General features: G+C 54.0%; 9 protein-coding genes. 7 read left to right on the plus strand and 2 right to left on the minus strand.

What is annotated here, in order from left to right; translation table 11 throughout:
* Together WBC85_RS08620 and WBC85_RS08625 are read left to right on the plus strand one after the other, a co-directional pair.
* Positions 1-663: amino acid ABC transporter permease (locus tag WBC85_RS08620; protein WP_424435353.1), on the plus strand; the 663-nt coding region annotated here is incomplete at its 5' end.
* Positions 664-709: 46 nt separating this feature from the next.
* Positions 710-2,731, plus strand: coding sequence for a M3 family metallopeptidase (locus WBC85_RS08625; RefSeq protein WP_424435356.1), 2,022 nt, complete (start codon positions 710-712; stop codon positions 2,729-2,731).
* 96 nt (positions 2,732-2,827) lie between these two features.
* Here WBC85_RS08625 and WBC85_RS08630 read toward each other — a convergent pair whose 3' ends face one another.
* The gene (locus WBC85_RS08630; protein ID WP_424435359.1) at positions 2,828-3,841 is read right to left on the minus strand and encodes a TraB/GumN family protein; all 1,014 of its coding nucleotides are present in this window, start codon (positions 3,839-3,841) and stop codon (positions 2,828-2,830) included.
* Positions 3,842-4,058: 217 nt separating this feature from the next.
* Here WBC85_RS08630 and WBC85_RS08635 point away from each other — a divergent pair, with 217 nt between their 5' ends.
* The 4 genes from WBC85_RS08635 to WBC85_RS08650 all read left to right on the plus strand — a co-directional run bounded on the left by WBC85_RS08635 (position 4,059) and on the right by WBC85_RS08650 (position 9,130).
* Positions 4,059-4,346, plus strand: coding sequence for a co-chaperone GroES (locus tag WBC85_RS08635; RefSeq protein ID WP_424435362.1), 288 nt, complete (start codon positions 4,059-4,061; stop codon positions 4,344-4,346).
* Positions 4,347-4,398: 52 nt separating this feature from the next.
* Complete coding sequence (gene groL / locus WBC85_RS08640) at positions 4,399-6,045, plus strand: chaperonin GroEL (RefSeq protein WP_424435365.1); 1,647 nt, start codon at positions 4,399-4,401, stop codon at positions 6,043-6,045.
* Positions 6,046-6,292: 247 nt separating this feature from the next.
* The gene (locus WBC85_RS08645) at positions 6,293-7,915 is read left to right on the plus strand and encodes a thiamine pyrophosphate-binding protein (RefSeq protein WP_424435368.1); all 1,623 of its coding nucleotides are present in this window, start codon (positions 6,293-6,295) and stop codon (positions 7,913-7,915) included.
* Positions 7,916-8,107: 192 nt separating this feature from the next.
* Complete coding sequence (locus WBC85_RS08650) at positions 8,108-9,130, plus strand: fatty acid desaturase (protein WP_424435371.1); 1,023 nt, start codon at positions 8,108-8,110, stop codon at positions 9,128-9,130.
* 1 nt (position 9,131) lies between these two features.
* On the opposite strand, the gene WBC85_RS08655 is transcribed toward WBC85_RS08650, so the two are convergent.
* Positions 9,132-9,749 carry a glutathione S-transferase family protein gene (locus tag WBC85_RS08655; RefSeq protein WP_424435374.1) on the minus strand — a complete coding sequence of 206 codons (618 nt, stop codon included), beginning with the start codon at positions 9,747-9,749 and terminating at the stop codon, positions 9,132-9,134.
* A gap of 219 nt (positions 9,750-9,968) precedes the next feature.
* Here WBC85_RS08655 and WBC85_RS08660 point away from each other — a divergent pair, with 219 nt between their 5' ends.
* Positions 9,969-10,775, plus strand: a complete 807-nt coding sequence (locus WBC85_RS08660) for a chromate resistance protein ChrB domain-containing protein (protein WP_424435377.1) — start codon at positions 9,969-9,971, stop codon at positions 10,773-10,775.
* Positions 10,776-10,848 lie beyond the last annotated feature (73 nt).

A 10,848-nucleotide genomic window follows, 5' to 3' on the forward strand; every position in this document is an offset into this window, starting at 1 on the left:
GGCATGCGCGTGACTATTTTCGTAACGCTTGTGGGATTTGCATTGGCCTCGATGCTTGGTCTTCTGCTTGCGGTAGGATCGCTGTCCAAGCTCCTTGTCGTGCGGCAGATAACGCGATTTTACGTAGAGATCGTGCGCGGGATTCCGATGATGGTGCTCTTGCTATACGTGGCCTTCGTTCTGGCACCTGCGCTTGTCGCTTTGCGTAACTACCTTGGTGATGCTATCGGTCTTGATCCGATCCGCATGCGCGATTTCTCTCTGCTCTGGCGGGCAATCATCGCGCTCATGATCGGCTATTCCGCCTTTATCGCCGAAGTCTTTCGTGCAGGCCTACAGGCCGTTGATCCGGGCCAGATAGAGGCTGCAAACGCGCTAGGCCTGTCACGCTGGCAACGGTTCCGCTTTATTGTTTTCCCCCAAGCGATACGGATGATCCTTCCGCCGCTTGGCAATGATTTCATTGCAATGATTAAGGACAGCTCGCTTGTTTCAGTTCTTGGCGTGCTCGATGTCACACAATTGGGCAAGGTTACGGCCGCGGGCAATTTCAGGTATTTCGAGACGTATAATGTGGTCGCGCTTGTCTATTTGTTCATGACCATAGGTCTATCGCTCTTGCTCCGCCGCCTCGAGGCGCATTTGCGCAACAAGCAGGGCTAGAAACTCTGCGCTGCGCACCCTAGGTGTAGCGCAAAGGAGAGCATTCATGAACAATCCATTGCTCCAAGACTGGAACACCCCATTTGAAATCGCACCGTTCGAATTGATTGAAGACGATCATTTTGCACCAGCGCTGCAAGAGTCACTTGCCGCACATCTCGCCGAAATAGACGCAATCGCCGACAATGAGGCCGAGCCCAGTTTTGAAAACACGGTTGAAGCCATGGAGGGCGCAGGCCGTGCGCTCGATAAGGTGCTTAGCGTGTTTTTCACTATCGCAGGGGCGGACAGCAATCCAAAGCGGCAGGAATTGCAGCGCGATTTCTCGCCAATGCTATCTGCACATAGTTCAGCGATTTTCGCCAATGCTGCGCTTTTTGCGCGGATCGAAGCACTATGGATTGCGCGCGAAACGCTCGTTCTGAGTGATGAACAAGCGCGGGTTCTGATGTTGACGCACCGTGGATTTGTGCGTGCTGGCGCGGCTTTGACAGGCGATCAAGAAACCCAAATGACAGAGCTGAAGTCGCGCCTTGCGGTGCTTGGCACGCAGTTCGTTCAAAACCTGCTCAAGGATGAATCTGATTGGTCTATGCCGCTCGCGGATGACGTGCTCGCAGAATTGCCTGAATTTGTTCAGGACGCCGCGCGCGCTGCAGGCAGCGAAAAAGAGGCTGGCGGCCCGGTTGTGACGCTCTCGCGCTCGCTCATTGTGCCGTTCTTACAATTTAGCCCGCGCCGCGAGTTGCGCGAGAAGGCTTATAATGCTTGGGCGGCACGCGGGGCGAATGGCGGCGAAACCGACAACCGCGCGATAGCCAGCGAAACACTTAAGCTGCGGGCCAAGCGCGCTGAACTTCTCGGCTTTCCTGATTTCGCTCATTACAAGCTGGAAACCGAAATGGCGGGCAACCCCAAAGCCGTGCGCGATTTGCTGATGCAGGTTTGGGAACCCGCCAAAGCGCAGGCGGCCAAAGATGCGCAGATATTGGAAACGATGCTTCGGCGTGATGGCTACGGCGGCCCGCTCGAGCCTTGGGACTGGCGCTATTATTCCGAGAAGCGTCGCAAGGTTGAGCATGATCTGGATGAGGCAGAGTTGAAGCCATACTTCCAGCTGGATCGCATGATCGAGGCTAGTTTTTCATGTGCGAGCCGTCTGTTCGACTTGGACTTCGCGCCGCTGGATCTACCGCTCTATCATCCGGATTGCCGCGCTTGGGAGGTTACAAAAGACGGGCAACATGTTGCGGTCTTTATCGGCGATTATTTCGCCCGCGGTTCCAAACGATCCGGTGCATGGTGTTCTGCGATGCGAGGGCAGGCGAAAAAGCCGCTCGCGCAAAGCCCGATTGTTATTAACGTGTGTAACTTCGCCAAACCAACCAGCGGCAAACCTGCGCTACTAAGCTACGATGACGCGCGCACGCTGTTTCATGAATTTGGTCATGCACTGCATCAAATGCTGTCAGACGTGGAATATGAAAGCGTCTCAGGCACGTCCGTAGCGCGTGATTTCGTTGAATTGCCCAGCCAACTCTATGAACATTGGCTAGAGGTCCCCGAAGTGCTGGCCGAGTTTGCAACCCACGCCGAAACGGGTGCGCCTATGCCCAAAGAGTTGCTCGACAAAGTACTAGGTGCAGCGACCTACGACATGGGCTTCTCCACTGTCGAGTATGTAGCCTCTGCGCTGGTCGATCTGGCCTTTCATGAAGGAACGCCGCCCGCTGATCCCATGCAAAAGCAGCAGGAAGTCCTGGCCGAGATCGGCATGCCACATGCAATCGGGATGCGCCACGCCACGCCCCAATTTGCGCATGTCTTTGCGGGGGATGGCTATTCCAGCGGTTATTATAGCTACATGTGGTCCGAAGTGATGGACGCGGATGCATTTGAAGCCTTCGAAGAAACAGGCGATCCATTTGATGGCGAAACCGCAAAACGGCTTGCTGACACGGTGCTTAGTTCGGGCGGCTCAAAAGACGCAACAGAACTATATCTCGCTTTCCGTGGTCGCATGCCCGGGGTGGATGCATTGCTAAAAGGACGCGGGTTGGCTGCTTGAACACATGCGTTAACCTTAGCATCCATTAAGGTTAACGCACCGACTCTTGGCGCGGCGCTATCTTCATTTTGCCTATAAACTCAAATGCCTAACCAATCAAAAGGGCAGGCGCTCCAAGGAAAAGCCTTCCGCCTTCAAAAGTGCCAAGATACCTTTGGCTCCGCCCAAATGGCCCGCACCTGCGGCCACTGTGATTTGCCTGTTCCCGTCAAGCGCTTCTAGGATTACCGGAATCCATGCCTGATTTCGCAAGATCAGCAAATCCTCCTCCCATTCCGAAAAGAGCGCGCGCAACTCGTCCTGTGAACGCCCCTCTATTTGCATGACAGCCCGGCGCGACATTTCCCAGGCTTCTGCGTGGTTTTGCTCGTAATACGCGGCCTTTACCGTAGCGAGTTGATCCAAACTTTGATCTGCCGTTTCCAGGCTGAGCAGCATCAGATCAATTTGCTTAGCAAGCGGTTCATCATTGAACAGGCGAAACAGTGTGTCATGTGGCTCCATCCCTTGCATCGGGACACCGGCGGCAAGTGCGATATCGCGCAGCCTATGGTCCAGCCCTTTGTTGCCCTCCGCGTGTAGTTCGGCCGTGAGGCACGGCGGGATCGCAAGCATCATTGACAGATACCAGGGCTGAAAACGCGATGCGAGCATGGGCGGAACACCGCGTTCATGCACAGCTTCGGAAAGTTCCTGCCAATCAGCTTCTTCCATGAGTTCAGGCAAGGTTTGATCTTGCAAAAAGAGCAGCTCAGGACGGCTTGCCATATCTGCCTTCAGCGCTTCTTCTTCCTTTGGGCTCATCTCAAGCAGTAACGCCTGCGAGCTTTCGACGACGCCCTGAAGCCGCTCTGTGATCGGCCCCAATCGGGCGTCGCTGAGGTGAATTGTTCCAATAAGATGGATGACCTTACTGTTACGGGTTGCGCGCCAGTGATTACCGCTCGCAAACGGAATGTTCGCAACTGTATCGGAAAGCTGCTCGCGTTCCCCGGCCGTCAGCGATTTTCGCTGGTCTGTGCCATCGCAGGCGGCTTGCGCGGCATTCGTAAGCGTTAGGGCAAGAAAAGCGCCTACTACCAAACCATTGAATTTTCGCAAAAATCGCATATCGCCTACCTCGTTCGATTGTGCGCGTACATTGGACGGCTTACGCAGCGACGAAAAGCAAAAAACTTTGTACCGATCCGGTTGACTCATGCTCGAAGCACTCCTAACTATGCATCGTTATCACTCGACCCACATGAGTGCTAACGCCTCGTTAACACCTGACGCAAGTTAGGTAGGGGCCGGAATTGAAACCCTTTGAGCTTAAGGAGCTGCAAAGATGGCATTGAAACCACTTCACGACCGCGTGTTGGTTCGTCGTACTGAAGGCGAAGAAAAAACTGCTGGTGGATTGATCATCCCCGATAGCGCAAAAGAAAAGCCTGCTGAGGGCATCATCGTTGCTTGTGGCGAAGGCGCACGCAAGGACAGCGGCGAGCTGATCGACATGGCAGTCAAAGATGGCGACCGTGTCCTGTTCGGCAAATGGTCCGGCACAGAAGTGACCGTCGACGGCGAAGAGCTGTTGATGATGAAAGAAAGCGACATTCTGGGCATCCTGTCCTAATCGGACCGATCCCTTTCGCTATATCTAAACCTTATTTCTAGGAGCATTCATAATGGCTGCTAAAGACGTCAAATTCGACACAGACGCCCGTAACAAGATGCTGAAAGGCGTCAACATTCTTGCGGATGCTGTCAAAGTCACACTCGGCCCAAAGGGTCGTAACGTCCTTCTCGACAAATCTTTCGGCGCACCGCGCATCACGAAAGACGGTGTTTCGGTCGCTAAAGAGATCGAGCTTGAAGACAAGTTCGAGAACATGGGCGCACAGATGGTTAAGGAAGTCGCTTCCCGTACCAACGACGAAGCGGGCGACGGTACAACAACTGCAACCGTTCTGGCACAAGCGATCGTTCGCGAAGGTCTGAAATCTGTTGCGGCTGGCATGAACCCAATGGACCTCAAGCGCGGTATCGACATGGCGACAGCCAAGGTAGTTGCAGCGATCCAGGCGGCAGCGCGTCCAGTCAACGATTCCGACGAAGTTGCTCAGGTTGGTACAATCTCTGCAAACGGCGAAGCGGAAATCGGTCGTCAGATCGCAGACGCGATGCAGAAAGTCGGCAACGAAGGCGTTATCACTGTTGAAGAGAACAAAGGCCTCGAAACAGAGACTGACGTTGTTGAAGGTATGCAGTTCGACCGTGGTTACCTGTCCCCGTATTTTGTCACTAATGCTGACAAAATGACGGCAGAGCTGGAAGACTGCATGATCTTGCTGCACGAGAAGAAGCTTTCTTCCTTGCAGGCCATGGTTCCACTCTTGGAATCTGTGATCCAGTCCCAGAAGCCACTTTTGATCATCGCTGAAGATGTTGAAGGCGAAGCGCTTGCAACTCTGGTTGTGAACAAACTGCGCGGCGGTCTGAAAATCGCAGCTGTCAAAGCACCTGGTTTCGGCGATCGCCGCAAAGCCATGCTTCAGGACATCGCGATCCTCACAGGCGGTCAGGTTATCTCCGAAGATCTCGGCATGAAGCTCGAGAACGTGACAATGGATATGCTTGGCACAGCCAAGAAAATCCAGATCACCAAAGACGAGACAACAATCGTTGACGGCGCTGGCGAAAAAGCCGAAATCGAAGCACGTGTTGCTCAGATCCGTGGTCAGATCGAAGAAACGTCTTCCGATTACGACAAGGAAAAGCTGCAAGAGCGCGTTGCGAAACTCGCAGGTGGCGTTGCTGTTATCCGCGTTGGCGGCATGACAGAAATCGAAGTCAAAGAGCGTAAAGATCGTGTTGACGATGCACTGAACGCGACCCGCGCTGCGGTTCAAGAAGGTGTTGTTGTCGGCGGCGGTGTTGCTCTTGTTCAAGCGGCGAAGGTTCTTGAAGGCCTTGAAGGCGCAAACAGCGATCAGACTGTTGGTATCAACATCATCCGAAAAGCAATCGAAGCGCCTCTGCGCCAGATCGCTGAGAACGCGGGTGTTGACGGTGCGGTTGTTGCGGGCAAGATCCGTGAAAGCACAGATCTCACATTCGGCTTCAACGCTCAGACTGAAGAATATGGCGACATGTTCAAGTTCGGCGTGATCGACCCTGCGAAAGTTGTTCGTACAGCACTTCAGGATGCGGCATCTGTTGCTTCCCTGCTGATTACAACCGAAGCAATGGTTGCGGACAAGCCTGAGAAGGGTGGCGCTGGCGGCGGCATGCCTGACATGGGCGGAATGGGCGGAATGGGCGGCATGATGTAAATCAGCCCTCCATCTCGGAGACTAGATTGGGGTCGCCTGCGGGCGGCCCCTTTTTTGTTTGTACTCCCTGCTTGAAGGGGGAAGCGGTGAGAACATCACCTGTTCCTACATTGGCGCGGGATTTGCGCAGCCTTTATCGAAAGTCTTCCAAAACGCCGCACGCATTTCAGAAAATCCGCGAAGTTTGCGAACTTTACGCATTATAACTCTGCTACCTAAGCGGAAATCACCAAACGGGGTCAGAGTAATGAGCAGCAAAATCTACGTTTACCAATCCCTTGCGCGCGCCGCGCATGCGCATGATACGGATACGATGTTCGGTCTGATGGGCGATGCGAACCTTTTTATGGTTGATAGTTTCGTGCGCGATTGCGGTGGGCGTTTTGTACCCGCCGCGCATGAGGGCAGCTCGATCCTGATGGCGCTGGCCTATGCACATGTATCGGGCAAGGTAGGTGTCGCGACCGTAACCCATGGCCCCGCTCTTACGAATTGCGCAACGGCGCTGACCGAGGCTGCGCGCGGGCATATCCCGATGGTGGTCTTTGCGGGCGACACGCCGATAGATAACCCGCGGCACCTGCAAAGTATGGATCAACGCGAATTGGTTAAAGCTACGGGAGCTGGCTTTGAACAACTGCGAACGCCAGAAACCGCAGGCAAGGACGTGGCGCGCGCATTCTACCGCGCTCAGGTCGAACGCCGTCCTATTGTGCTGAACATGCCTGCCGATTTTATGTGGCAGGAAGTAACACATGACGTTCAAGTCCTTGATGTTTTTACCGCACCCGGCGGCGTAGCGCAGGGTGATATTCTTGATGAAGCAATCGGCATGATAGCCTCTGCGCGCCGTCCTTTGATTTTGGCTGGCGGCGGCGCGGTGCACGCGCGCGCGCAATTGATTGCGCTCGCGGATCGGCTTGAAGCCCCGCTTGCAACCACATTAAAGGCAAAGGGGCTTTTCAACGATCATCCCTATAACATTGATATTTTCGGAACGCTGTCTACACCAGCTGCCTATGATCTAATCGCACAATCCGACTGTATCATTTGCTTTGGTACGGCACTGCATGACTTTACCACGGATCGCGGCAAGCTGATGAAAGACAAGCGGATCGTACAAGTGGATGTAGAACCAACGGCTATTGGCGGGGGGCTTCACCCTGACGCAGCATTGATCGCCGATGCCGGCCTGACGGCGGAAACGATCGTGTATTGGCTGAACGAAGCGGAAATCGCACCAAGCGGGTTCACGCGCGAATTGGACGTTGCGACACTTACGTCCCACCCGGCAAACACAGGAAAAGAGACAGAGGGCTTCGTAAATTACGTCTATGCGTTGGAACGTTTGGAGGAGGCCCTTCCCAAAGATCGCGTGCTGCTCACGGATGGTGGGCGTTTCATGACAGAGGTGTGGTGCCGCATTTCAGCGCCCAATCCGCAAAGTTTTGTTGGCACCGTAAATTTCGGTGCTATCGGACTTGGCCTGCAAGAAGCCGTTGGCGCGGGCGTCGCTGCGCCTGATCGCCCAGTTGTCATCTTTAGCGGCGATGGTGGCTTTATGATGGGCGGCATCAACGAATTTAACACCGCAGTTCGTCTTGGCCTGGATTTGATCGTGATCGTAGCAAATGATTCCGCATATGGCGCAGAGCATATCCAGTTTATTGACCGGAAAATGGACCCCAGCCTGACAGAGTTCCATTGGCCGTCTTTCGCAGCCATCGCTAGGTCGTTGGGTGGTGAAGGCGTCGAAGTCACGTCCAAAGACGAGCTGGAAACCGCCCTCGCAGCATTGGAAAAACGCAAAGGGCCCATTCTGATTGAGCTTCGCCTCGATCCGCATGATGTGCCGCGCATGCGCATCTAATACGGTTGCAGTTCGTGTTGATGGCAGGTCAAAATATGCCGACTTAACCAATTTTTATTAGCTTCTGCGCAAAGATGGCAGAGTGGAGGATAGCGCCAATTCGTTCAATTGGGCGTCATTTGGAAAATGCTTGTTTGCTAAATGTGTCCATTCACCGTATCGGAGAGCGAATAAAGTAAAAACGAGCAGCTAATGTCCCAAGACCCGAAAATGCATAACCACAAAGCCGCGCGCGAGTGGGTGTCTGTCCTAGCGAAGTATCGCGATCCTGATCCTTTGCGCAGCAGTTTTGAGCTTGGTGTTAGCGTTGTTCCGTTCATTGCACTCTGGGCGATGGCCTGTTGGATGGCCTCGTTCAGCTACACAGCTGCATTTGCATTGGCGCTTTTGAATGCTGGTTTCTTGCTACGATTGTTCTGCATCCAGCACGATTGCGGGCATGGATCATTCTACAACAACCGAACCTTGAGCGATTGGGTTGGCCGTGCATTGGGTGTTGTGACCTTGACACCTTATGACGTTTGGCGTCGGACCCATTCAATCCATCACAGCCACGCGGGCGATCTGGATCATCGCGGCATTGGCGATGTGATGACGCTCACGGTCGAGGAATATAACGAACGTAGCCCCTTCAATAAGTTCCTGTATCGTTTGTATCGTCATCCTGCCGTTCTTTTTGGTCTTGGCCCAACCTACCTTTTCATCTTCCAAAACCGTTTGCCGCTGGGCCTGATGAACCAAGGCACCAAATATTGGGTCTCTGCGATGGGCACTAATATTGCGGCCTCTATCATCGCATTTATGATTGTTTACTTTCTGGGCTGGCAGGCTCTTGTGCTGGTGACGCTGCCAACAATCCTGCTTGCGGCATCAGTTGGCGTTTGGCTGTTCTACGTTCAGCACCAGTTTGAAGATACGCATTGGCGTAATTTCGAGGATTGGCAGTTGCACGAAGCTGCGCTTCACGGCAGCTCGCACTATGATCTTCCGCCTGTGTTGCGCTGGTTTACTGCCAATATTGGCATTCACCACGTTCACCATCTTTACAGCCGTATCCCGTTCTATCGCCTTGCGGATGTCTTGCGCGACCACGAAGAGCTGGTCGATTGCGGTCGCATGACCTTGATGCAAAGCTTCAAATGTGCGCGCCTCGATCTGTGGGACGAAGACAAGAAAAAGCTGGTCACCTTTTCCGAAGCGCGCAGTGGGGCATAAGCTACGCCTTTGGAAAAAATGCGTGCGGTGATTTCATCGCATCCAACGCGCGCATGCGATCAAGCCATTCTTTCATAATTGAAGTGGGGGAGAGCCCCGCCTCTGAAAGCCATTGTGTGTAGCCCCAAATAGCGCAATCGCCGATTCCGGGCTGATCTCCGTGAAAGAACGCGCCATCCCCCAGAAGGATCGCGAAACGCTCGCAATCAGAGGCATAGCGCATCCCAAGCCATTCAAGTGCACCGTCGGGGAAGCCGTCACCGTTAACTCGGCGTGCCTCTTTTAACTGGGGCACACACATGCCAATGCGATTTGCCTCCCACATCAATAGCTCACGGCCCCTGCGCAACCCGTCAGCCGTTTCGCCGCCGAGGCACTGAAAACGTGTCGCGATTTCCAGCAGGATCGCGCCAGACTGCGTGAAAGCCGTACCGTCGATTTGCAAAAGCGGAACCTCGGCAAACGGGCTTGCCGCGCGAAACGCGGCGGGGCGCGTTGCAGGATCGGCCCAAATATCAATCCAGATTGTTTCATGCTCAAGCCCGGCCAAACTTAGCGCAAGTGCCACCTTGCAAGCGTGACCGGAATCGGGATGACCAAAAAGGGTAAGCTGGGGCATTGGTGTTACTCCATGAAGAAAAAAACGTTGCAGTTGAATGGCTTATTTCCACAGAAAATAGGATTAACCTTGAAGAGTTGCAATCAAAGAACTGGGAGCGCGATTGACTTTCGCAGCTGTTTCTTACACCCTATTGCCAAGGGGTCAGCGAACGCCCCGTGAGGCTTTGGCCCAAGTTTCGCGTCCTGTATTCAACCCCAATTTAGGGAGGACGCGACGATGACCGCTCCAAACACTATAACCGCTGCGCAGCTTATGCGTCTGATCGGCACGCCTGATGTGCCGGTATTGATCGACATTTGTATTGATGAAGATTTCGCCGACGATCCACGTTTGATCCCAACGTCGTTTCGTCATTCATTCAAGCGGATTGAAGATCTCGCTCCAGATCTGCAAAAATCTAAAACGGTGGTGATCTGCCAAAAGGGCAAAAAACTTTCCCAAGGCGCGGCGGCCTTGCTTCGCACACATGGCGTTGACGCAGAGGTTCTGGAGGGTGGAATATTGGGTTGGCGCGATCATGGTGGCTCGCTTGTTCCTGCCAAGGCAATTCCCGAGCGCGGCGCGCTTTGGGTGACGCGGCATAGGCCCAAAATTGATCGCATTGCCTGCCCTTGGCTCATCCGGCGCTTTATCGATCCTGATGCGCGCATTCTTTTTGTTGCGCCGTCCGAAGTGGCGGCCGTTGCAGAAAAGTTCGGAGCGATCCCGTTTGATGTGAACGGTTCAAAGTTAAGTCATGGCGAGGGAACCTGTAGCTTTGACGCCTTTCTCGCAGGTTTCGATTTGGCAACGCCTGCCCTCAAAGCCATGTCAGATATCATCCGCGCTGCAGATGGAACACCAGACGCGCAAGCGCCCGAAGCGGCTGGCCTTCTCGCAATTTCCCTTGGCCTTTCGCGTATGTATAGGGATAATCTGGCGCAGCTTGAGGCCGCATTGCCGCTATACGACGCGCTTTATCGTTGGGCACGTGATGCCAAGGATGAAACCCACGATTGGGATGCACATGGGGGTGCGGCATGACTTCATTTTCAGAGATGTTTCGCACCTTCGGCAAGATCGGGTGCCTGTCCTTTGGCGGGCCTGCCGCACAAAT

Source organism: Planktotalea sp. (assembly GCF_049680325.1).
Lineage (GTDB): Bacteria > Pseudomonadota > Alphaproteobacteria > Rhodobacterales > Rhodobacteraceae > Planktotalea.

Coding starts and splice junctions, on each gene's coding strand:
- WBC85_RS08625 (WP_424435356.1), top strand. CDS start 710: ATGAACAATCCATTGCTCCAAGACTGGAACACCCCATTTGAAATCGCA.
- WBC85_RS08630 (WP_424435359.1), bottom strand. CDS start 3,841: ATGCGATTTTTGCGAAAATTCAATGGTTTGGTAGTAGGCGCTTTTCTT.
- WBC85_RS08635 (WP_424435362.1), top strand. CDS start 4,059: ATGGCATTGAAACCACTTCACGACCGCGTGTTGGTTCGTCGTACTGAA.
- groL (WP_424435365.1), top strand. CDS start 4,399: ATGGCTGCTAAAGACGTCAAATTCGACACAGACGCCCGTAACAAGATG.
- WBC85_RS08645 (WP_424435368.1), top strand. CDS start 6,293: ATGAGCAGCAAAATCTACGTTTACCAATCCCTTGCGCGCGCCGCGCAT.
- WBC85_RS08650 (WP_424435371.1), top strand. CDS start 8,108: ATGTCCCAAGACCCGAAAATGCATAACCACAAAGCCGCGCGCGAGTGG.
- WBC85_RS08655 (WP_424435374.1), bottom strand. CDS start 9,749: ATGCCCCAGCTTACCCTTTTTGGTCATCCCGATTCCGGTCACGCTTGC.
- WBC85_RS08660 (WP_424435377.1), top strand. CDS start 9,969: ATGACCGCTCCAAACACTATAACCGCTGCGCAGCTTATGCGTCTGATC.